This is a genomic window from Mesorhizobium sp. M1348 (genome assembly GCF_040317925.1).
In the GTDB taxonomy this organism is placed as follows: Bacteria; Pseudomonadota; Alphaproteobacteria; order Rhizobiales; family Rhizobiaceae; genus Mesorhizobium.
Genome location: NZ_JAMYLH010000001.1, coordinates 601466 through 623121, shown reverse-complemented (window position 1 = coordinate 623121; position 21656 = coordinate 601466). Strand labels below are relative to the sequence as shown.

Here is a 21656-nt window from a genome sequence, read left to right as displayed (position 1 = left end):
TCCTGATGTGGCCTACCTCATCAGCCTACGCGCCCGTTGAGCCATCTTTCGGCTCAAGGTTCACGAAAAGCAGCGGTGTGGTATACTGCCCCCATGATCACGAAGACACTCGAGAATTTGGTAAAGCACGCGGAAGCTTGGCCTCGCGAAGACCAGGAGGAGCTTGCCGACTATGCCCGCGTCATCGAGGCGCGCCGAACCGGAGTGTATGCCACATCGGAATCAGAGCGCAGCGCGATCATAGCGGGGCTGGCAGAGGCCGATCACGGCACTTTCGTAGATGAGGATACCGTTCGCGCGGCCGACACCCGCCGCAGATTATGAAGGTCCGATTAACGCGGCAGGCTTTTGCCGAACGCGAGGCGATTTTCAACTACCTCGAAGAGCGGGCGCCTCAGGGCGCCCTTTCAGTTGTTTCTCGGATCCAAGCTGGGATTTCGAGACTTGCCGAATTTCCAGAAAGTGGCCACGCGACCGATATTCCTGGCGTTCGCGTGCTCTTCATAGGTCGCTATCCCTACAAGGTTTTCTATCGTGCCCGTTCCGATGCAATCGAAATCCTGCACATCCGGCATACCTCAAAGAAGCCGGTTGGCTAGGCCGTAAACTAGGTGGAAAGCGGACTTGGGGATTTGTGGAAAGCACTCATGGCGTATGTCATGCTAGAACCGCAGTCATCGAGAATGGTTCATGCATGAATTGGGAACAGATAGCATCGGATTTCGCTTGGGACGGCTACTGGCGAGACATCTACGTTCTGAACACGTCTGAGGCAGATTGGCAGAGCGTCTGGAACATCCTCCTCGAATGGACCCCGCCTGCTAGTTTCAGTGTCTCCGGCAAGATCGAGTCGATGCCATTGGGCGTCGAAGCGGCCCTGGAAAGCGAAACAGGCAGCTTACTGTCTTTTAACGTCGGGCCAATTCAGCTTGCATGTCACTTCTTCAGCGCTGTCGAAATTGAGTTCGACTTCGATCCAAGGCAAGTCAGAGGAAAAACCGAGGTTGAGCACCTTGACCGCTTTATGCGATTGCTCGGTGACGCTACTGGGAAGCAGATAATTCTCACGCAGGAAAATGATCAAGAGGCTATCATCGCACGCTACTCTCCCGATCTTGAGAGGGTAGTTTGGACTGCACTTTCATAGCCGAATGTCTGCAACGGGTCGTTTGTCGACTGGCGGCTTCCGCCTCATGGAGGCTATCGCCAAGGCATAGGAACCATCGTGAGCCCACCGGCGAGGCGTGAATACTGCTCCGCCGCCTTCGAAGTGTTGCCTTCGGGCTTGCTAAGCCGCCTCGGCCAAACACTTCGCACAAGTCCCGCGGAATTCGATCACCGCCTTCTTGGCGGCGAAGCCGGTCGAGCGCACCCATTCGTCGAGCCGGTGGCCGACATCGTGGTCGGAGAACTCGGTCACCTGGCCGCAGGTGTCGCAGATGGCAAACGCCGTCATCGAATGGCTGTGGTCGTGCGGCTCGGCACAGGCGACGAAGGAATTGAGGCTTTCGAGCCTGTGCACGAAGCCGGACTTCACCAGCGTGTCGAGCGCCCGGTAGACCTGCAGCGGCGCGCGAAAACCGCGCTCGCGCAATTGGTCGAGTAACGTATAGGCGCTGAGCGGTCCGCTGGCGGCCTCGAGTTTCTCGAGCACGCAAAGCTGGTTCTTCGTCAGTACATCCCTTGCCGCCATGATCCTGTTCCAAGCCGCTCCGTGCCGATCACTGCCAGTTCGCATGCAATCCGGCTTCTTCGCTTGAGATAGCGACGAACTGCCATTTTTGCTACTGTTTCTATTCGCAGCCGGTGGTCGGCTGGCCGGCGTCGCCATATTCAAAATACTGACAAAATCCTCGGCCAGGCTGGCCGTGCTTGGAAATTCGATCGGGCTTGGGGAAGCAATCATGATCAAAGTGACGCGGCGGACGCTGCTTGCCGGCACGTCCGCGCTGGCCGTTGCCGGCCTGGTGCCGTTTCGGGCATTCGCAGCGGCGCGCACCTATCACGCGCTGCTCGTTGCTTGCACCGATTATCCGAACCTGCCGCGGAAGAACTGGCTGATCGGACCGAAGAACGACGCCGGCCTGGTGCGCGATTACCTCCTGAGGAACACGCCCGCGCCGGTGAAGTTTTCAGCCGAAAACGTCACGCTGCTCGCCAAGGATGTCGAAGGCGCCAACGGACCGCCGACACATGCGGCGATCAAGGCGGCGTTGGCCGACCTTGCCGCCAAGGTCCAGCGCGACGATTTCGTCTACCTGCATTTGTCCGGTCATGGCGCGCAACAGCCGGCGGCGAACAAGGGCGACGAGACCGACGGCCTCGACGAGATTTTCTTGCCGTCCGACATCGACAAATGGGTCAACCGCGAACAGGGCGTGCCCAATGCGCTGGTCGACAACGAGATCGGCGCCGCGCTCGACGCCATCCGCGACAACGGTGCTTTTATCTGGGCCGTGTTCGACTGCTGCCATTCCGGCACGGCGACGCGCGCCGCCGAGGTCGACGACGAGCTGGAACGCAAGGTCGAGTTCGCCGATCTGGTCGGCGGCGACGACGCTGCCAGGGCGGCTGCGGTGAAAGCCTATGACGGGATTGCGTCGGCCGCGCCGCGCGGCTTTGACGAGGACGGGCAGCGCAAGCCGGCTTTCAAGCTGACGCCGACCGGCGCCGAGCCGACCACCAAGGGTAAATTGGTCGCCTTCTACGCGGCGCAGACGGTGGAGACGACACCTGAGATGCCGCTGCCCAAGGGCACGGCCGATGCGCCGCGTTTCGGGCTGTTCACCTTCACCATCCTGTCGAAACTGGCCGAGAATCCCAACATCACCTACCGCCAGCTCGGCCAGGCCGTGCTGCAGCAATATTCGGCGGACGGCCGCACCCGGCCGACGCCGCTGTTCGAGGGAGAACTCGACGCGCGCGTCTTCGGCACCGACAAGACAGACGCGGTCATGCAATGGCCGATCGTCATCGAGAGCGACAAAGCCACGATCGGCGCCGGACTGCTGCATCGCCTCACCCCCGGCAGCAGGCTCGCAATATTGCCGTCGGCGCTGTCGCCGCTGTCCGAGGCGCTTGGCTATCTCCAGGTTCAGTCGGCGAAAAACCTGGAAAGCCGGGTCAAGCCGGTCGAGTTCGGCGGCAAGCCAGCGCTCAAGCTGGCCGACATCCCCGCCAATGCCTATGCGCGGCTCGCCGAGCTCGCCGTCGACTACAAGCTCGTGGTTGCGCGGCCGGCGGCGTCCAAAGGCCTCGAGAACGAGGCTGCGCTGGCGAACTCGGTTCTCGACGATCTGGCGGCCAGGGAGAACTCAGGGTTCCACATCGCGCTGGTCGAGCCGGGCAAGAGCGCAGATCTGCGTCTCGCCGTGCTGCGCGAGAACGCCATTGCTGGCGCCGCAGAAGATACCACCGACGCGCCTGCGCTGTGGTTCCTTCCGGCTTCGGGCGACATGACGCTAAAGGACGACGGCAACAAGCCGCCGATGATCGTCATTCATCCGGATGGCCGCGAAAAGTTGATCGACACCGCGGCCAGGAACCTGACGAAAATCTTCCGCGCCATCGGCCTGTCGAGGCTGGCCGCCGCTTCCGATTATCGGCCGGAAGAGGTCAGTGTCGAGTTCCGGATCAAGCGTTTTGACAGTGACACGCTGCAGCCGATCGAACCGTCGACGGTGCCGCGTGTTTCGCCCGATGATCAGGTGCACGTGCTGGCCAGGAACGGCTCGACCAACCTGGTCGACATCAACGTGCTCTATGTCGGCTCCGACTATTCCATCCAGCATTTTCTTGCCGAGCGCCTGACCGAGGGCGCCGTGCTCGAGGAAGGCTTGTTCAAATTCACCGACACCAGCTTCGGCATGGAGCGGATGATCGCCGTCTTGACCGAGGCGCCGCCGCAGAGCGAGAAGCAGGATCTGAGTTTCCTGGCGCAAGACGGGGTTGTCTCGGTAACGCGCGGACTTGGACAGCCAAGCTTCTCCGATATGCTGGCCGATATCGGCATGGCGCCGGCGACGCGATCGGCCATGCGGCTCACCGACGACAAGGGGTCGAACGGCGCCGTGATGATCTTCCCGATGGAGACGGTGCCGCGCGCCTGAAGCGGGATCAAGTGCCCGGCCGGGCCTCTTGCCTGATCGGCTGATAATGAACATTCTTCGACCGCCGCTGTCGGCGGCCGAACGGAACGGATGAGGGCGTTCGTGAACAGGATCGTATTTTCGTGGCGCGCAACAATCGTCGGCCTTGTCGCCGGGCTGTTGCTGGCCGCCAATGCTTCGGCGGACGAGGCTTGCGGCCTCTGCGCCAAGGAGGTCGTCATCAACTCCGAACTGGCGAGCTGCTTTCTCGACCAGTACGACCAGATCGCCAAGACCGGCAACGCCGCCGTCGTGGTCGATCTCAGCAGCTGCACCTCACGCGGCGTGGTCGAACCGTTGCCGTCGCCGGGCAAGGCGCAGGTTGCGCCTGACGTGCAGTTCATCGTTTCGCGCCCGCAGCTGGATTGCCTGAAGAAGAAGCTGGAGACGCCGGGCATCGTGCTCGACCCGTCCGCCACCATAGAACTGGACAGCTGCGGATGACGAAAGCGGGGGGCAACGCAACGCAGCAGGCAGTGACGGCGCCGGTACCGCAAAAGAAGCCGGTGTCCCTGCCGGAAAACCGTCGAAGGCCTGCCGTGGGTGAGCAATCACGAGGTCAAGAAGGAGGCGAACCCGTTCACCGACCGCGACTGGCGCATGCTCGTCTATGCCTGGTCCGGATTGCTGGTACGCCTGGCGATCATCTTCACCTTGATCTTTTCGGTCTACCAGTTCCTGGCAAACCAGGAGCAGAAGCGTGTCGAACAGACGATGTCGCTGGTCGAGCTCTGGGAAAGCAAGGATTACCAGCAGGCGCAACGGGCCCTCAAGCAACGCCTGGCGGCGCTCAACGCCAAATACGGCAATCTGCTCAGCGCCAATCCGACGCCGACCGAGGAACAGGTGTTCAGACAGCGCATCGGCATCGAAGCGATGAGCGCTACCGGCGGCGACATGCCGCTTGCCGAGTTCAGCGATAATTTCGCCGCATCGTCTATTTCCTCAACCGCCTTTCCTTCTGCGTCGAAGGCAGGCTGTGCTCGCGTCAGGTCGCCGACTCCTATTTCCGCGACTATGCCGCTTCCTTCTGGAGCTATTTTGCCGGCTATGTCGACAAGGAGCGCAAGGCCGGCTCGCCGACTTTTGCCCTGCCGATCGAGAACTATGTGCGCCAGGCGCCACCCTCGGCCCAGTCCAGATAATTCCCCAAAATGCGAAAGCCGGCGACGGAAATGCTCCGCCGCCGGCTGGTTTTCCGCGATGATCGCGGCCGAAATTCTGCACGCCTATTTGTACAGGCTGTTGATCCACTGGACGTTGATGGCGTTCAGACGCACGGCGGTATTGGCATCCGGGCTCTCGGCCACGTTGACGCCGGTGATGACGCGCTGCTTGGAGCCATTGTCATAGGCATAGACCGAGCTGCCGCTCGATCCTGGATACGTGTCGCAGTCGTACTGGAAATACTCGGTGGCGATGTTTTCGGCCTGCACTTCGCAGGTCGCTTTCCACATCGTGCCCATCGGCTTGTCGCCGGGATAGCCGATGATGTTGGCGGTGAAATCGCCGAGATCCACGTAATTGGCATAGCCCAGCCAGCCGAGATTGGTGCCGACATCCTGTTTCAGGGTGACGATGCCGAGATCCCACGGCACGACCGAGCCGTAAAAGCCCTGATAATTGTCGATGAAGCCCTGGACGATATAGGCGCTTTCATAGGTGAAGGCGCCGAACGGTGCGTCGTCGGCGGTCTTGCCATTGAGGGCCGGCACGAACAGGATGTCATCCAGCCAGGCCTTGTCCTCGTGGCTGTAGAGGCAGTGCGCCGCGGTGAGCACCGTGCGCGGGCCGATCAGCGTCGCCGAGCAGCTGCCGTAGCTGCCGCTCTTCGATTTGCCTTCGAGATAGCCTATCGCGGTGAACGGGTAGGTTTTGGTATTCTTGATCTGCTCGCGGTCGTCCGTCCCGAACACCTGGCGGCCGGCCTCTTCGCCTCCGCTCAGTCCGGAATTATCGGACTTCTGCCCGTCGGCGGGCGCGTTCATTTCCTTGATGACAAGGTCCTTCAGCGTCTCGTTCGGGTCGATCTTGATGTCCTTGCCATCGGCGGAGCGGCCGACGATGCCGTAGGATTTGACGGCCGTTGCTTCGTCGGTGAGCGGCGCGGCGCGGTTGGCCTCATCGTCGGTCAATTTCGGCGGGGCGATCGGCTTCGCCCGGCCGGGCTTGTAATCGCCCGATGTCACGTCCCGCATGCTTTCGCCGTTGCCGGCATTGGCGGAACCTGGATCGGCAGCCAAGGCAGGAACCGCCCACATTGCGGTGGAAAGCAACGCGGACGCAATAATGCTATGTGTCAGTTTTGTCATGGTGAGACTCTCCCAAAAGTCAGCAAGGACTGGATCAAGATACAGAAATATTGTCGAGATCGTGGTGGCGCAGAAAAATGAAATTGGTTACCGGTGCCTTTACCGGGCCATTATTCAGTGCAGCCAGTTTAGGTCCCCGCCAAAAATGCCTGCAACGGTATACTGCCTAAAATAATCCAACATTGGCAACGACAAATTGCTTCCACATAGCCCGTGGGGGGCTATAGGATTTTGGGCGGGTTTGGCTCGACAGCACGATTAGCAGAAATGGTGCTCGGCTTTGTGACGGATCGTGCTTCGCCGTGGAGCATGATCTCACCGGCCGGTTCCATTTCAGTGGATCATGCGTCGGCGACTAACCTGTCGGGAACATCGTCTCAGGGGGTTCGAGGTGAAGATCATCCATAGATTCAGACCGATTGCCGCCGCCGCGCTGCTTGGCATCGCGGCGGCCGTGCCGGTCGTCAATTCCGTTCATGCCGGGAACACGGCCGCCCGGCCGGAGGCGGCGATCTCGCCGATGAAACGCGTGGCCGAGGCCAGGGCAAAGGCCAGGGCGGAGAACCCCGACGGCGCCGATCGCGTCTACGGCGGCAAAGAGGCCGAGAAGGGCGCTTACCCGTTCCAGGTGGCGTTGCTGACCACCGGCAAACTGGACAAAAGCCCGGCCTCGCAGGCGAATGCGCAGTTCTGCGGCGGCAGCCTGATCGCGCCGCAATGGGTGCTGACGGCGGCGCACTGCCTCAATGACGACGGCGAGCCGATTCCGCCTGATGTAGTCACCGTGCTCACCGGCGCCACCGATCTCAGCGAGGGCAAGCGCTACAAGGCGGTGGAGATCATCGTCAACGAGGGCTATAGCGAGCAGACGCTGGACAACGATCTCGGCTTGATCCGGCTGGCCGAGCCGGCCGATGCCCCGACCATCAAAATTGCCCGTGAGCCGACCCCCGACGCTGGCAAAACGATGGTCACCGGTTGGGGCAAGATGCAGGACGGAACATTTCCCACCGCGCTGATGGTCGCCGACCTGGACCTCCAGCCGAACGCAACCTGCAACAGCGGCATCAAGGCGATTTATGCGCATGATTTGAAGGCAGCGCTCGGCGAGCTCGCCCGCCGCATGCGTTATTCGGAAAGGGGCATCGAGGCGGCCGCCAACGCGATTGCAGCCGACATGGCCGATCCGCTGACCGGCAACATGATCTGCGCCGGCACCGCAAGCGGCGAGCGCGACGCCTGCAATGGCGACAGCGGCGGACCGCTGTTCATGACCGGCGCCGATGGTCCGGTGCAGGTCGGCGTCGTCAGCTGGGGCGAAGGGCCGGCCGACGGCAGCACCGCCTGCGGCCACAAGAACGCCTACGGCATCTACACGCGGCTGGCCAATTACACCGGCTGGATCGAGGAGAAGATGAAGACGGCAGCGCCCGTAGCCGCAGCGCCCAAAGCCCTCGGCACGGCTCAGAAGCCGGCCACGCCCTGACCGCTTCCGCCTGCTGAATGTACGGCGGGAGCAATCCCGCCGTTTCTGCCCGGAAACTTTTGGTCGGGGCTAAAGCGCGTCGCGTCCGACCGGCCTCATGCGACGCACTTTAGGTTCTTGTTTCAATGCATGTCGTTATCGCAAAACCGCTGCACACTTTTGCGCGACATGCATCAGAACCAGCGATCGCGGCGCTGGTCTGTGGCGGCCAAGGTGAGGCCCAGTAGCGCCCCTACTGCCGCTCCGAGTATGAATGCGGACGATATTGTGCCAGGATTCTCCTGGACGACCCCGGACACCGTCTGCGCCCTGTTGCGGAGGGCTTGTGCCGTCCGGGAGGCGCGCTCAGCAGCGTTGTCATACCAGCCGCCGGCGTCTTCGATCGCCTCTTCCGCGCGTTCGGCCAAGGTCCGATTGATCTTGCTGATCTCGCGCCTCAGCTGCGCGACCTGCTTCTCCAGGGCTTCCTGAGCTTCACGTTGAGTCATCTTCGGTGTTGCGGATTCGTTCGGTTCGTCGGCCATGGTAATCTCCTTTGCTCAGGTTCGGCTCAACGGCCGGCCCGCTATCTAGGTTCCTCCGCAAAACGCGTCTGTCCGGTGTTTGTTCGTTGAAAGCGCGGCTTTGCCTACGAAATCGGCTTGAACATCGGATCGTTCCGGCGCTCCCCGCGTTGGTGAAAACGCCACAAGGGAGGAACCGCCATGGATGACGATCTGCATGAAAAAATTCGGCAGCGAGCCTATGAGATCTGGGTGCGCGAGGGCCGCCCGCACGGCGCACATGAGCGTCATTGGCAGCAGGCGAAACATGAGCTGGACCTCGACGACGCGACAACCGTGCCGGCAGATGGCGCGACAGACCGCGGTCCCACTGGAACGATCGCCAGTTCCGACGTTCTGACCGTCGAGGCGCTGGCGATGCGCACCGGGATAACCGGTGATCAGGCGCAAGAGCTGATCGACAGGCTTGGCAACGACAGAGCGACGCTCGAGGAAGCCGCGCGGAACCTCAAGGCAGCCGAAAGTTAGCCGCTGGCCACCGTGTCGAAGACAGCTACCAATTTGCGCTGCCGGCTCTTTTCGATGAAAACGGACCGCAGACCGTCGTCGCCTACTTCCGTGGCGGCCCCTTACGCTCGGCCGACGCCGCCCAGAGGTTGATATCCGACTCGCGGGCAAAGGTGTCGATCTCGGCGAGCTCGGCATCGCTGAAGTCGAGCGCTTCAAGCGCGCCGACGCAATCCTCGACCTGTTCCGGCCGGCTGGCGCCGATCAGCGCCGATGTGACCCTGCCCCTGCGCAGCACCCAGGCCAGCGCCATCTGCGCCAGCGTCTGGCCGCGGCGACGGGCGATGACGTTCAGCGCCTCGATATTGGCGATCGATTTGTCGTTGATGAATGCCGGGCGCAGCGACTTGCCCTGGCTGGCGCGGCTGCCATCGGGGATGCCGCCGAGATATTTATCGGTCAGCATGCCTTGCGCCAGCGGCGAGAACACGATCGAGCCGACGCCAAGTCCCTCCAGCGTGTCGAGCAGGCCGTCGTCCTCGACCCAGCGGTTGAGCATCGAATAGCTCGGCTGATGGATCACGCAAGGCGTGCCGAGCTGCTTCAATATGTCGGCGGCTTCGCGGGTTCTCTGCGAATTATAGGAGGAAATGCCGGCATAAAGTGCCTTGCCCGAGCGCACCGCGTGATCGAGCGCGCCCATCGTTTCTTCCAACGGGGTGTCGGGGTCGAAGCGGTGCGAATAGAAGATGTCGACATAGTCGAGGCGCATCCGCTTCAGGCTCTGGTCGAGGCTGGCCAGCACATATTTGCGGCCGCCCCATTCGCCATAAGGTCCTGCCCACATTTCGTAGCCGGCCTTGGTCGAGATGATCAGCTCGTCGCGATAGCCGGCAAGGTCCGTCCGCAGGATTTCGCCGAAGGCCCGCTCCGCCGAGCCGGGCGGCGGGCCGTAATTGTTGGCGAGGTCGAAATGCGTGATACCGAGATCAAACGCCCTGCGCGTGATCGCCTGCTTGGTTCTATGCGGCGTGTCGTCGCCGAAATTGTGCCACAGCCCAAGCGAGATCGCCGGCAGCTTCAGGCCGGAGCGCCCGCAGCGATTGTAGACCATCTTTTCGTAGCGGTTTTCGGCGGGAACATAGGGCATGGAAAATCCTCATATCGAAACGAGCCCGACGGCTGCCGCCGCGATGACGGGCAAGTCGACTTCGGCCCCACCCTTAGCCTCTCCCCGCGCAAACGGGGAGAGGCTTTTGCGGTGCTTGGGAGGTGCGCCGCCTACTTCGTTTTCTTCTTCGCCAGCAGCTCCTTCGCTGCCTTGACGCCGAGTGCTGCGGGCCGCTCGCAGCTGGTCTGCATGACAACGAACTTTCCGGTCTCGCCCGAGCGCAACAGGCCGGTCATGACGTCGACGGCATGCAGCGCCAGTTCCATCGAGCAGCGATGCGGCCGGCCTTCCCTGATCGCGATCGCCATGTCGGCAAGGCCGGCGGTGCGGTAGTTGGCCATCATGCCGTGCGAATGCATCTCGTTGGGCACGCCGAACGGATGCCGCCATTTCGGCAGCTTCTTCACCGGCTTGGCGGCTTCGGTGTAGCGCACCTCGCCGCCGAAGAAGTTCGGATCCGGCACGAACACCGTGCCTGCCTCGCCATAGAGTTCCATCGGCGCGTGGCCGTGGCTCCAGACATCCCAGCTGGTGTTGAGCGTCACCACGGCGCCGTTCTCGAATTCCAGCACGCCATGGATCGTCGTCGGCGTGGAGACCGGGATCTTTTCGCCGGCACGCGGCTTCGAGCTGATGATGCGTTCCGTCATCGGGATCGAAGCAAAAGCCGCGACCTGCTTCACCGGCCCGATCAGCTGGATCAAGTTGGTGATGTAATAGGGTCCGATGTCGAGCACCGGCCCGGCGCCCGGCTGGAAGAAGAAGTCCGGATTGGGGTGCCAGTGCTCCATGCCATGGCTCATCACATGACAGGTGCCGCTGGTGATCCTGCCGAGCCTGCCGGTGTCGATCAGGTCGCGGACAAGCTGGTGCGCGCCGCCGAGGAAGGTGTCGGGGGCAGAGCCGATGCGCAGCCCCTTGTTTTCCGCCCGTTTCTTCAGGTCGAGCCCTTCCTTGACCGACAGCACGAAGGGCTTCTCCGAATAGACGTGCTTGCCGGCGTCGAGGATCTGCTTCGACACCTCGTAATGCACCGCCGGAATGGTCAGGTTGACGATGATGTCGATATCGTCGGCCTTGAGCAGCCCCTCGACGGTTTCGGCGCGCAGTTTGAACTCTTTTGCCCGCGCTTTCGCCGCTTCCATGTTGATGTCGGCGCAGGCGCGCATCTCGATGCCGCGAAACAGCGGCGCCAGCGAGAAATACGCCTTCGAGATGTTGCCGCAGCCGATGACGCCGATGCCAAGTTTTGTTGCCATGCTGGTGTGCTCCTAATAGGTCTTGGCAGCTGCGATCGAGCGGCGGGCGAAGCGCTCGATGTCGTTGGGGTTGTCCTGTTCCATGACGTAGTATTTTGCGGCGCTTTTGGCGCGCAGCGCCTTGATCAGGCCGGGCCAGTCGATGGTGCCGTGGCCGACGTCAGACCAGCCGTCCTCGTCGAGGCCCTCGCCCGGCTTGGCCATGTCCTTGACGTGGACAGCGACGATGCGCTTGCCGTGCTTCTCGATCCAGGGCAGCGGATCGACGCCGCCGCGCACCACCCAGGCGACGTCCATCTCCCAGCCGATGTCGGGCGCCGAGGACAGGATATGGTCCTGCGGCACCGAGCCGTCGGCAAGCGCCTTGAACTCGAAATCATGGTTGTGCCAGGCAAAGCCATAGCCGGCTTTCTTGGCCGTCTCGCCGACCTTGGCCAGGCGTTCGCCGAAGCCGCGCCAGCCGGCCGCGTCGGCCGGCCTGAACTCGGCGTTCAGGAAGGGGCAGATGAGCAGCGTGATGTCGAGCGCATCGGCCGTCCTGCGCACGCCGTCGAAATCCTTCTCGAGCGCGTCGATCGAGAAGTGCCCGGTCGGCATGGCAAGGCCGTTCTTGCCGAGCTCGACACGGAACGCCTTGGGATCGTCATAGACGCCGCCGAATCCTTCGACTTGGCTGTAACCAAGCTCGCCCAGCATTTTGAGCACACCCTCCCAGGGCTGGAAATTGCGAGCGCTGTAAAGTTGGAATGACCAGTTCATCGTCTCTGTCCGTTTTCTTGTGGATGGTTAGTCTTGGGGGATGGGATCTTGGGGGGAAATGGAAGAATCTTGGGGGGCTAAATCATGCTCTAGAGGCGGCTGCCGGTGGCGGCGTCGAACAGCGAAGCGCGCATCGGATCAAAACCGATGCCAACGGCCTCCGCGTTGTTTGGCGTGCGCTCGGCTGTCACCCGTACCGTGAAATTCTGGCCACCGAGCTTCAGCCAGACCAGCGTGTCGGAACCCATGGGCTCGACGACTTCGACATTTGCCGTGGCTGCGAACGGCCGTCCCGTGCCGCTGTTGAACGCCACATGCTCGGGGCGGATGCCGAACACGGCCGGCCCCGGCACCGGGTCCTTCTCGAAAGCATAGGTGGCAAGCGGGATCCGCACATCCTCGGCGACAAAATGCCAGTCGCCTGACGCCTGCTCCAGTCTGCCGTCGAGAAAGTTCATTGCCGGCGAGCCGAGGAAGCCGGCGACAAACCGGTTGACCGGCCGGTTATAGATGGTCTGCGGTGCATCGAGCTGCTGGATGACGCCGCCCTTCATCACCGCGATGCGGTCGGCCAGCGTCATCGCCTCGATCTGGTCGTGAGTGACGTAGATCATGGTGTTCTCAAGCTTGCGATGCAGCAGCTTGATCTCGACGCGCAATTCTGCGCGCAGCTTGGCGTCGAGGTTGGAGAGCGGCTCGTCGAACAGAAAGACATCGACGTCACGGACAAGTGCGCGCCCGATCGCCACGCGCTGGCGCTGGCCGCCGGACAGGGCCGCCGGCTTGCGATGCAAAAGCGGTTCGATCTGCAGGATCTCGGCGGCCCGGGCGATGCGCTTGGCGATCTCGTCCTTGGCGAGGCCGGCAACGCGCAGCCCGAACGACAGGTTCTTCTCCACCGTCATCTGCGGATAGAGCGCGTAGGACTGGAACACCATGCCGATGCCGCGATCCTTGGGCTCTTCCCAGGTGACGTTCTTGCCCTTGATGAAGATGCGGCCTTCGGAAACGTCGAGCAGCCCGGCAATGCAGTTGAGCAAGGTCGACTTGCCGCAGCCGGACGGGCCGAGCAGCACGATGAACTCGCCTTCGGCGACATCGAGATTGAGCGTCTGCAGCACCGATATCGCGCCGAAATTCAGCGACAGGTTCTGGATCGAGACACTGGTGCCGTTTGCCCCCTTGCTGCCGTTTACCTCAATGCTGCCGTTTGCGTTCATCGCCATCATCCTTTCACGGCGCCGGCGGCGATGCCGCGCACAAACAATTTTCCGGACAGGAAATAGACGATCAGCGGCACGAGGCCGGTCAGGATGGTGGCTGCCATGTTGACGTTGTATTCCTTCACGCCTTGCACCGAGTTGACGATGTTGTTGAGCTGCACCGTCATCGGATAGGTGTCGGGGCGGGTGTAGACGACGCCGAACAGGAAGTCGTTCCAGATGCCGGTCACCTGCAGGATGATGGCGACGACGAAGATCGGCAGCGACATCGGCAGCATGATGCGGAAATAAATGCCCCAGAAGCCGGCGCCATCGACACGCGCTGCCCGGAACAGCTCCTCCGGCATGGAAGTAAAGTAGTTGCGGAACAAGAGTGTGAGGATCGGCATGCCGAAGATTGAATGGACGATCACCAGGCCGCTGAGGCTGCCGTAAAGGCCGACCTCGCGCAGGATGATGACGATCGGATAGATCATCACCTGATAAGGGATGAAGGCGCCGACGATCAGGATGATGAAGAAAGTGTCGGCGCCTTTGAAGCGCCAGTTGGCAAGCGCATAGCCGTTCACCGAGGCGAGCGCGATCGACAGGATCACCGACGGGATGGTGATGCGCACCGAATTCCAGAAACCACGCGACAGCCCGTCGCAGTTGAGCCCGGTGCAGGCGCTCGACCAGGCCTTGACCCACGGCTCGAAGGTGATCTCCATCGGCGGCGAGAAGATGTTGCCGAGACGTATCTCGGGCATGCCTTTGAGCGATGTCACCACCATCACGTAGAGCGGCAAAAGATAGTAAAGCGCCACCACGATCAGCGTGCCGTAGAGGAAGATGTTGCGGCGCGAGAATGTGTGGCGCGGCTTCGGCCCGCTCGGCCCGTAGGCTTCGAGCCCGCCGGGGCCGGCAATGGCAGGCAATGAAACGGTATGGTCAGACACGCTTCTTGCCTCCGAACTCGAGATAGGCCCACGGCACGATGACGATGATCACCGACAGCAGCATCATCGTCGAGGCGGCGAACCCCTGACCGAGGTTCTGGGCGAAGAACATATAATCATAGACATATTTGGCCGGGACTTCGGAGGCGATGCCGGGCCCGCCGCTGGTCTGGGCGACGACAAGGTCGTAGACGCGAACGATGTTGGAGGCGACGATGACCAGCGTGGTGATGAAGACCGGCCGCATCATCGGTATGATGATGAACAGATAGGTCTTCCAGGTCGGTATCCCGTCGACCCGCGCAGCCTTCCAGATATCCTCGTCGATGCCGCGCAGGCCGGCAAGCATCAGGCACATGATGAGCCCGGTGCCCTGCCAGAGAGCGGCGATCAATATACCGTAGATGACGATGCTGGAATCATAGAGCGGATTGAAGCTGAAGCTCGTCCAGCCGAGGCTGCGCACCACTCCCTGGACACCGAATTCCGGGTTGAGCAGCCACTGCCAGACGAGACCGGTGACGATGAAGGACAGGGCGAAGGGATAGAGGAAAATGGTCCGGAACGTGTCCTCGAACCGTATCTTCTGGTCGAGCAGGGCAGCAAGCAGGAAGCCGATGACCAGCGAGAACACCAGCGACAGCACGCCGTAGATCAGCAGGTTCTCGATCGAGATCAGCCAGCGCGGGGTTGCCCACAGCCGGTAGTACTGGTCGAGCCCGACGAAGTGCAGCCGCGGCAGCAGCTTGGAATTTGTGAAGGAATACAGCACCGTCCAGACAGTGCCGCCGACAAAAATCACCAGCGCGGTGAAGATCATTGGGATCGAGGCAATTTTCGCATTGAGGTTGCGAAAGAGTTGGCTAGGGCGTTCGCTCTTGCTCATCTGCACAGCCGCGCTGGATCGGGTAAGGGCCGGAGGGTCAAGAGGTCTTGACCCGAGCTCCCGACCCTGCGTTTGCGGGGGCGGGAGTGAGACACGGTTGGTCGATCGCTCAATCGGCCGAACCCACGATAGCGGCGAAGCGCTTCTGCGCATCTTCCACGGTCATGTCCTGCTTGGCGAAGAACTCGGAGAACAGATCCTCCTTCTGCTTCTGCGTATCCTGCGAAAGCAGCTGGTCGGTCCAGGGCATGACATTGCCCTTGGCGAGAATTTCGAGGCCCTTCTTCATGCAGTCGTTCGCCGCCTTGAGGTCGACGTCGCCGCGCACCGGCAGCGAACCTTTCTTGAGATTGAAGGCGACCTGCGTCTTGGGATCGAGCAGCGTGTGGGCCAGCACTTCCTGTGCCTTCGATTTTTCGGGATCCTTCAGCAGCGGGAAGTAGAAAGCGTCGCCGCCGGTGGCGATGACCTCGTTGAGACCGAGGCCCGGAAGGCAAGTATAGTCCTTGCCGGCGGTCTGGCCGGCAACCTGGAACTCGCCCTGCGCCCAGTCACCCATGATCTGGCCGCCCGCCTTGCCGGTGATGACCAGATTGGTGGCCTGGTTCCAGTCCTGCACATTGGTGTTCTTCGCCATCTTGCGAGCGTCGTCCGCGGCCTTGAAGACCTTGGCGACCTCGGGCCCGGCGGCGAATTCCGCGTCCTTGTCCTTGTAGACCTTGAGGAAGGCGTCGGTGCCGCCGACCGCCGCAAGCAGCACGTCGAAAGCGCCCGAGGCTTGCCAGGGCTGGCCGCCGACCGCGAGCGGCTGGATGCCTGCTTTTTCAAGAGCGGGCGCCGCAGCGACATATTCGTTCCAGTTCTTCGGCACCGGCACGCCGGCTTTTTCGAAGGCGGCGTTCGACAGCCACAGCCACTGCCAGGAGTGGATATTGACCGGCACGCAATAGATCTTGCCATCGAGGGTACAGCCGTCGAGCAGGCTCTTCGGCTGCACGATTTCCGTCCACTTTTCCTTGGTGGCGAGATCGGTGAGGTCGCGCATCAGCCCGGCCTGCACCAATTCTTCCGCCTGCCGGCCGTGATTGAACTGGGTCGCGCCCATCGGATCGCCGCCGGTGATGCGGCTGATCATGATCGGCCGCGCCGTGCCGCCGGAACCGGCGATAGCGCCGTCCACCCAATGATTGCCGGTTGCGTCGAAAGCCTTGGCGAGTTCGGCGACCGCTGCCGCCTCGCCGCCGGAGGTCCACCAATGGGTGACTTCCAGATCCGTCGCGGCCGCCGGGCCGGCGAATTGCAGCGCGACCGTCGCAGCCAGCGCAGCAGTCATGAGTTGGTATCGCATTTCGTTCCTCCCAGAATCTGAAACGTTACAGATTTTCGATACGGCAATTGCTTGAGGCGCGCAACCCCTCAGGCGAAGGTGGCATCAAGTTTTTTCGAAGCACGAATAAAATCGCGCGGCTCGCCGGCCTACCGCATCGCAACAAGAGGGGTTGCACTGCAAAATGGAATGCTGCGATGCCAAAAAATCGGAAAAAGCCCGTTCCAATCACGGTTTTGCACCGATTGCAGCACCGCTCGTTCTGCATCTGTCGCCAGTGATATGGCGATGGTCGTGACAATCTGTAACGTTTCAGTATATAGCGGTTTCATTCGGTGAAGGCCCGCGGCGAACCCGCGGCCGGCCGATTGCCGGCCTGTCCGGCAACTGGTATGCGCCTGACGGGGCGGGATGAATGAACAGGCATCAAAAAGAGAAGGCCGACGAAGCGTCGGGCCAGGGCCGGCCGACACTGAAGACGCTCGCCTTCATGACCGGGCTGGGCGTCACCACTGTGTCGCGTGCGCTGAAGGACGCGCCCGAGATCGGCGCCGAGACCAGGCGGCGTGTCCAGCTTGTCGCCAAGCAGATCGGTTATCGGCCCAACCGTGCCGGCGTACGCCTGCGCACCGGCAAGACCAATGTCATCAGCCTGGTGCTCAACACCGAGCACGAGATCATGAGCTTTGTCTCGGATATCATCTACGGCGTTTCCGAAGTCATTGCCGACACGCCCTATCATTTGATCGTGACGCCCTATTCGCGCTCGCAGGATCCGCTCGACCCGATCCGCTACCTCGTGGAAACCGGGTCAGCCGACGGCGTCATCATTTCGCGCACACAGCCAAACGATCCGAGGGCCCGTTATATGCTGGAGCGCGGCATCCCCTTTGCCACGCACGGTCGCACCGATATGGGGCTGATCCATCCTTATCATGATTTCGACAATTACGCTTTCGCAGCCGAGGCAGTGCGCCATCTGGCCGGCCTCGGCCGCCGCCGGCTGGCTCTGCTGGCGCCGCCTGTCGAGCTGACCTATCACGGCCACACGCTCGCCGGCTTTGCCGATGCGCTGAGCGAGGTCGGCGCCAGCGAGATCCCGTTCAACACCGTTTCGATCGATCATTCGATCGAGCAGATCAGAATGCGGACCGCGCAGCTGATGCGCCGCGATGTCAGGCCGGACGGTTTCATCAGCAGCGCCGCCGCCGCGACGCTCGCCATCGTCGCCGGCATCGAAGACGCCGGCCTCAAGCTTGGCCGCGATGTCGATGTGGTATCCAAACAATCGTCGGAGCTTCTGCACCTGTTTCGCAGCGAATTGCTGGTCGTCAACGAGAACTTCCGGCTGGCCGGCGCCGAGCTCGCCCGCTCGGTGCTGGGCTGGATCGGCGGCGCCGCACCCGGCACCCTGCAAAGCCTGAGCGAGCCGGGCGAAGTGCAGGCCTATCGCCGCCCCGACTAAAGCGGGGTATGTTCAAATTGAACTGGCATCCGGCTCCATCTAACTGTCTTAGCCACATTTCTGCGACGCCAAATGGTTCCACTTGGCTGCAAAATGCGCGCTGCTGACTGGCAGCTTGGGGCCGAAAGCTGTCCGTCCGATATGGGGACGAGATCACCATAAAGCGGCCGTAGGAGCACGCGGCAGTCACGTTTCGGGATTAAGGGGCTCATCACTCTTGATACCACGATGCAACAGCAGCTAGGACCGGCCATATTTGTTACGAATGGTGTCGATGTCGGATTGATCGCCCCCGTCTCGTCGTTCCAGAAAATGAAGGAGCAACGATATGTCTGAAAAGGAAATCTTGTCTGTCATCCGGGGCCAGGAAGACGCAACTGCCAAGGGGGACGCCCGCGCCAACGTCGATGCCATGGACCCGGATGTCGTGGTTTTCGATCTGCCGCCGCCGCTTGCCTTTCGAGGCGAACAGGCGCGCGACATCGAAGGGATAGATGCTTGGTTTGCAACTTGGCGCAACGGCGTCACCGTTCACATGGCTGACCCGCAGCTCATGATCGACGGCGATCTTGCAGTGGCCTTCGGGCTGTCGCGCATGACTGGCATTAAGACCGATGGCACAAAGGTCGACTCCTGGAGCCGGCGAACCATCGTGCTAAGGCGCATCGGCGGTTCTTGGAAAATCATCCACGAACATGCCAGCTTCCCTATGGCAATGGACGGAAGTGGGCGCGCTGTGACGGATCTCTTGCCGTAGTTCCGGAACGCCTAACGTCCTCAACAGGGATGTCGGCTTTCACGCGGCAAGGGTTCGTAGGTGAACGGTCGATTTGGCGGCCCGTTGCTGACAGTCAGCCTTGGCGCCGAGAGCGGACCTGCAGGTTAAGACTGCAAGTCTTCAATACGGACCGTGGTCGGTCGCATGCGAGATGAAGCTGTCGAGGGGCGATCGAGGATCGCCCTCACTGACCCTCCTGGGCAACTTGGGAGATACTAGCCGTCGGAGTAGGATCAAAGTTAGTCAGCTCACAGAACGTGGAAGAAGCAAAAGAACCCGGTTGCGGCGGAAGAAATTCCCCCTGGTGCTTCCATGCGAAGCAGATTTTGATCGTGTCGAAAGATTTTTGTTCTCGGCGTTCATCGATGCGGCCATCGACAAATACAAGAGAAATTATATGCGCGGTTGCATTTAGAGATTGAGGCTCTGCTTTCGCAGCCGTTGACACTGTCAAGAAAAGAGCCAGAGCGATGATGAGCTTGGTGCGATTCATGTCGTCCTCCGTTTCATCCGGTGCCGCCAGGATCGCTTGGAGGCGACGGCCGAATGGGCTATGCTAGGAGGCGCGCCAAGAGGGTGAAATGTCCCGAACGGCCCCTGAAATTGACCTGAAATCTGCTGAAACGGTCACGTTCCGCGGTTTTGTTTTTCTTGCGAACAGCAACGAACTCCGAACCGTGGAAGGCAAAGCGGTCAATCTTCGCAGCCAGTCCGTCGAAGTGCTCTCCGTGCTCGCGGCGCGACCAGGCGAAATCGTGTCCAAGGATGCGATGATGCAGGCGGTTTGGCCCGATACCTTCGTGACCGAAGACAGCCTCACTCAATGCATTGCCGATATTCGCCGCGCATTGGCGGACGACGCGCACGTGATCGTGGAAACCGTGCCTCGGAGAGGCTACCGACTGAATGCCGATCCGTCGGACGCGGCGGACCCAAACGCCGCAGCCGGCATGGAACGTGCCAAGACACGATTCTCGCAGCGCGGCTTCATTCTTGCTGCACTCGCTCTCGTTGCGGCGGCGATCGGCGCATACTACGGCGCGGAAGTATGGCGAGCCGCTCCCGTTCGTTCGAGCGACATGCCCAGGATTGCGGTCCTTCCCTTCGACGACATGAGTGCCGGTGCGGATAAGGGATATCTCAGCGATGCCGTTGCCGAGGGGATCATCACCGAGCTGGCGCGGAGCAAGACTTATGCCGTCATCGCGCGGAACTCGAGCTTCAGGTACCGCGATAAGCCCATCGACACCAGGCAGATCGGAGATGAACTCGGCGTCGACTACCTGCTCGAAGGCAGCCAGCAGAAGGCCGGAGACCGGCTGAAAGTGACCGCCCAGTTGCTGAATGCGCATGACGGATCGCATGTCTGGGCCAACACCTACAACCGGGAGATCGGCGATCTTTTCGTCGTCCAGGAGGAGATCATCCGCACGCTTGCGGCTCGGGTCGGGCAAAGGATCGAGCGACCCTTGCCACAGAGCGACGCCGCCCGGGTTAGCGCGCTCAGTTATCTCATGATGGGGTCTGCCGCGAACAAAAAGGATTTTTCTGCCGCGGGGAACGAACTGCTGCGGCAGCTCAGCCTCAAGGCGATTGAAGCGGATCCGAACTCCCAATTCGGCTATATCGGGCTGGCCTGGTCCTATCGCTTTGACTCGGTATTCTGGCACAAGCAGGAAAACAACCCCGACGAGGCGTTAAAGCGGGCCGCAGAGTACGCCGACAAGGCCATCCTGCTCGCTCCGGACGATGCCAACGCGCATCAAATCCGCGCCCAAATCCATAGTGAAGCCGGCGAGATCGAGCAGGCCATTGCGCAGTTCGATCAGGCGATCGCCCTGAACCCCAGCGCCTCGAATATCCTCGAGGGCAGTGCGGCCCCGCTGCTCTTTGCCGGCCGCACCGACGAAGCGATCGATCGGATCGAGCAGGCCAAAGGCATCGATCCCTTCTACCCCGACTGGTACAACTGGGACATGGGCTGGGCGCTCTATGAAAAGAACGATTGCGGGGCTGCGCTAACGGCGATGCGGAAAATGTCCCCAATCCCGATCGGCGCACACCGAATGCTTGCGGGGATCTACGCTTGTCTGGGAAACCAGCGGGAGGCAAAGGAAGCGCTTGCGGTTTTCCTCAAAGACTCGCCCGGCGACTCCATCAGCAAACAACGCAAGCAGTGGGAGAAGAACTGGACCGCCCCCGGACCCCTCGAGCGCTGGATCGGACACATGCGGTTCGCGGGCTTGCCGGAGTGACGGCTGACCGTATGCGGCCCGGCAGAAGCCAATTGGCCGCAAAAAACCGTTGAAGCCTTTGTGTTGTGGGCGCTGGTTGCCCTCAAAGCAGGATCATCCTTCGCAAGAATATTGGAGGTGCGCTCGCACCCCAACTTCTGGAACGGGGCCGACGGCTGCCGTTCATCGGCGATGCCTCGAACTTCCGCAGATGGCGCAACCGCGACCTCCAAAATGGTCGCCAACAATGTCTGCTCTCAGGCAGTGGCAACAGTCACCTCAATGGCCGACATGAGGCGCAGTCCCGATGTCCAGATGGCGAACCGCCGGACCGGCCCGAGAACTCCCAACGGCGCGCTTGAGATCACCCGAGCGCGGCTCTACTAGTCCGAAAACCTCACGCTCACGCCGCGCTGCCGAAAATAGGCCTGCATCAACTTGCGCCCCGAGCGGTTGTTCTGCGCCAACTTGGTCGGATCGAACACCGCCTGTTTTATCCCTTCTCGTGTCAGCGCTGCTTTAAGCGTCGCGATATGTGCGTCGATGTCGGCATTGTCCGCCCGGAGGGAGGCATAGATACTTTCGGTCGCCTGGGCCACGGTCGGTTCGCTCACAGGTGTCGTCCTTTGGTTGGTTGAGCGGCGGCTTACCACAGATTCG

The 21656-nt window shown here is 61.5% G+C and carries 22 protein-coding genes; 10 read left to right on the top strand and 12 right to left on the bottom strand.

From position 1 onward, the window contains the following. The first annotated feature begins 93 nt into the window (after positions 1–93). The 3 genes from NKH13_RS03140 to NKH13_RS03130 all read left to right on the top strand — a co-directional run bounded on the left by NKH13_RS03140 (position 94) and on the right by NKH13_RS03130 (position 1147). On the top strand, positions 94–324 hold the full coding sequence (locus NKH13_RS03140) for a hypothetical protein (protein WP_352910579.1): 231 nt from the start codon (positions 94–96) through the stop codon (positions 322–324). After that, complete coding sequence (locus tag NKH13_RS03135; protein ID WP_352910578.1) at positions 321–599, top strand: type II toxin-antitoxin system RelE/ParE family toxin; 279 nt, start codon at positions 321–323, stop codon at positions 597–599. Before NKH13_RS03140 ends, NKH13_RS03135 begins: the two co-directional genes overlap by 4 nt. A gap of 95 nt (positions 600–694) precedes the next feature. Next, positions 695–1147, top strand: a complete 453-nt coding sequence (locus NKH13_RS03130) for a hypothetical protein (RefSeq protein ID WP_352713892.1) — start codon at positions 695–697, stop codon at positions 1145–1147. A gap of 141 nt (positions 1148–1288) precedes the next feature. Here NKH13_RS03130 and NKH13_RS03125 read toward each other — a convergent pair whose 3' ends face one another. Then, positions 1289–1693: a Fur family transcriptional regulator gene (locus NKH13_RS03125; RefSeq protein ID WP_023675234.1), complete on the bottom strand. Its 405-nt coding sequence runs from the start codon at positions 1691–1693 to the stop codon at positions 1289–1291. Between the two features lie 211 nt (positions 1694–1904). Here NKH13_RS03125 and NKH13_RS03120 point away from each other — a divergent pair, with 211 nt between their 5' ends. Both NKH13_RS03120 and NKH13_RS03115 read left to right on the top strand, forming a co-directional pair. After that, on the top strand, positions 1905–4109 hold the full coding sequence (locus tag NKH13_RS03120) for a caspase family protein (RefSeq protein WP_352910575.1): 2205 nt from the start codon (positions 1905–1907) through the stop codon (positions 4107–4109). Positions 4110–4211: 102 nt separating this feature from the next. Then, positions 4212–4592, top strand: coding sequence for a hypothetical protein (locus tag NKH13_RS03115; protein ID WP_352910572.1), 381 nt, complete (start codon positions 4212–4214; stop codon positions 4590–4592). Positions 4593–5377: 785 nt separating this feature from the next. On the opposite strand, the gene NKH13_RS03110 is transcribed toward NKH13_RS03115, so the two are convergent. Further along, positions 5378–6460 carry a trypsin-like serine peptidase gene (locus NKH13_RS03110; RefSeq protein ID WP_352910569.1) on the bottom strand — a complete coding sequence of 361 codons (1083 nt, stop codon included), beginning with the start codon at positions 6458–6460 and terminating at the stop codon, positions 5378–5380. A gap of 391 nt (positions 6461–6851) precedes the next feature. On the opposite strand from NKH13_RS03110, the gene NKH13_RS03105 reads away from it, so the two are divergent. Further along, on the top strand, positions 6852–7946 hold the full coding sequence (locus tag NKH13_RS03105) for a S1 family serine peptidase (RefSeq protein WP_352713909.1): 1095 nt from the start codon (positions 6852–6854) through the stop codon (positions 7944–7946). Between the two features lie 173 nt (positions 7947–8119). Here the strand turns inward: NKH13_RS03105 and NKH13_RS03100 are convergent, their stop codons facing one another. Next, the gene (locus tag NKH13_RS03100; protein WP_352713911.1) at positions 8120–8470 is read right to left on the bottom strand and encodes a hypothetical protein; all 351 of its coding nucleotides are present in this window, start codon (positions 8468–8470) and stop codon (positions 8120–8122) included. A 180-nt stretch (positions 8471–8650) separates the two neighbouring features. Between NKH13_RS03100 and NKH13_RS03095 the strand changes: the two genes are divergently transcribed. Further along, positions 8651–8977 carry a DUF2934 domain-containing protein gene (locus NKH13_RS03095; protein WP_352713912.1) on the top strand — a complete coding sequence of 109 codons (327 nt, stop codon included), beginning with the start codon at positions 8651–8653 and terminating at the stop codon, positions 8975–8977. 82 nt (positions 8978–9059) lie between these two features. On the opposite strand, the gene mgrA is transcribed toward NKH13_RS03095, so the two are convergent. The 7 genes from mgrA to NKH13_RS03060 all read right to left on the bottom strand — a co-directional run bounded on the left by mgrA (position 9060) and on the right by NKH13_RS03060 (position 16540). Further along, a complete protein-coding gene (gene mgrA / locus NKH13_RS03090; protein WP_352910564.1) occupies positions 9060–10106 on the bottom strand; it encodes an L-glyceraldehyde 3-phosphate reductase in 1047 nt (348 codons plus the stop codon). 131 nt (positions 10107–10237) lie between these two features. Next, positions 10238–11386, bottom strand: coding sequence for a Gfo/Idh/MocA family protein (locus tag NKH13_RS03085; protein ID WP_352713919.1), 1149 nt, complete (start codon positions 11384–11386; stop codon positions 10238–10240). 12 nt (positions 11387–11398) lie between these two features. After that, on the bottom strand, positions 11399–12145 hold the full coding sequence (locus tag NKH13_RS03080; RefSeq protein ID WP_352910561.1) for a sugar phosphate isomerase/epimerase family protein: 747 nt from the start codon (positions 12143–12145) through the stop codon (positions 11399–11401). 89 nt (positions 12146–12234) lie between these two features. Continuing rightward, positions 12235–13365, bottom strand: coding sequence for an ABC transporter ATP-binding protein (locus tag NKH13_RS03075; protein WP_352910559.1), 1131 nt, complete (start codon positions 13363–13365; stop codon positions 12235–12237). A gap of 5 nt (positions 13366–13370) precedes the next feature. Then, positions 13371–14306 carry a carbohydrate ABC transporter permease gene (locus tag NKH13_RS03070; RefSeq protein ID WP_352713926.1) on the bottom strand — a complete coding sequence of 312 codons (936 nt, stop codon included), beginning with the start codon at positions 14304–14306 and terminating at the stop codon, positions 13371–13373. Next, the gene (locus tag NKH13_RS03065) at positions 14299–15192 is read right to left on the bottom strand and encodes a carbohydrate ABC transporter permease (RefSeq protein WP_352910556.1); all 894 of its coding nucleotides are present in this window, start codon (positions 15190–15192) and stop codon (positions 14299–14301) included. The genes NKH13_RS03070 and NKH13_RS03065 overlap by 8 nt, the downstream gene beginning before the upstream one ends. Positions 15193–15301: 109 nt before the next feature. Then, on the bottom strand, positions 15302–16540 hold the full coding sequence (locus NKH13_RS03060; RefSeq protein WP_352456792.1) for an ABC transporter substrate-binding protein: 1239 nt from the start codon (positions 16538–16540) through the stop codon (positions 15302–15304). A 394-nt stretch (positions 16541–16934) separates the two neighbouring features. Here NKH13_RS03060 and NKH13_RS03055 point away from each other — a divergent pair, with 394 nt between their 5' ends. Both NKH13_RS03055 and NKH13_RS03050 read left to right on the top strand, forming a co-directional pair. Next, entirely contained in the window at positions 16935–17984 is a 1050-nt protein-coding gene (locus tag NKH13_RS03055; RefSeq protein ID WP_023721952.1) for a LacI family transcriptional regulator, read from the top strand. Positions 17985–18312: 328 nt separating this feature from the next. Next, positions 18313–18741: a YybH family protein gene (locus NKH13_RS03050; RefSeq protein WP_352713935.1), complete on the top strand. Its 429-nt coding sequence runs from the start codon at positions 18313–18315 to the stop codon at positions 18739–18741. A 205-nt stretch (positions 18742–18946) separates the two neighbouring features. On the opposite strand, the gene NKH13_RS03045 is transcribed toward NKH13_RS03050, so the two are convergent. After that, positions 18947–19255, bottom strand: coding sequence for a hypothetical protein (locus NKH13_RS03045; protein ID WP_352713936.1), 309 nt, complete (start codon positions 19253–19255; stop codon positions 18947–18949). 88 nt (positions 19256–19343) lie between these two features. On the opposite strand from NKH13_RS03045, the gene NKH13_RS03040 reads away from it, so the two are divergent. After that, positions 19344–21017, top strand: coding sequence for a winged helix-turn-helix domain-containing tetratricopeptide repeat protein (locus NKH13_RS03040; protein WP_352910552.1), 1674 nt, complete (start codon positions 19344–19346; stop codon positions 21015–21017). 362 nt (positions 21018–21379) lie between these two features. Here the strand turns inward: NKH13_RS03040 and NKH13_RS03035 are convergent, their stop codons facing one another. Beyond that, complete coding sequence (locus tag NKH13_RS03035; protein ID WP_095488311.1) at positions 21380–21610, bottom strand: hypothetical protein; 231 nt, start codon at positions 21608–21610, stop codon at positions 21380–21382. Between the last annotated feature and the right edge of the window lie 46 nt (positions 21611–21656).